This window comes from Burkholderia sp. GbtcB21 (assembly GCF_019091065.1).
Lineage (GTDB): Bacteria > Pseudomonadota > Gammaproteobacteria > Burkholderiales > Burkholderiaceae > Burkholderia > Burkholderia pyrrocinia_C.
In genome coordinates this window covers 1-202 of record NZ_JAGXKA010000604.1, presented here as the reverse complement: position 1 = coordinate 202, position 202 = coordinate 1, and the positions used below count along the sequence as shown (strand labels likewise).

At 71.3% G+C, this 202-nt stretch carries 1 protein-coding gene; it reads left to right on the top strand.

Going from position 1 to position 202, the window contains the following annotated elements; genetic code table 11:
• Positions 1 to 202: hypothetical protein (locus KVT39_RS37805; RefSeq protein WP_217591558.1), on the top strand; the 202-nt coding region annotated here is incomplete at both ends.

The window sequence follows — 202 nt, the reverse complement described above, 5'->3', positions numbered from 1 at the left end:
CGAGCGTGCAGCGCGATCGGCACGGAGTTCTTCGTCGCGCAGCGAACGTGCCGCACGGTCGGCCAGCTCGGCGCGCAACTCTTCATCGCGCAGCGAGCGTGCAGCGCGATCGGCACGGAGTTCTCCGTCGCGCAGCGAACGTGCCGCACGGTCGGCCAGCTCGGCGCGGAGCTCTTCATCGCGCAGCGAGCGTGCAGCGCGA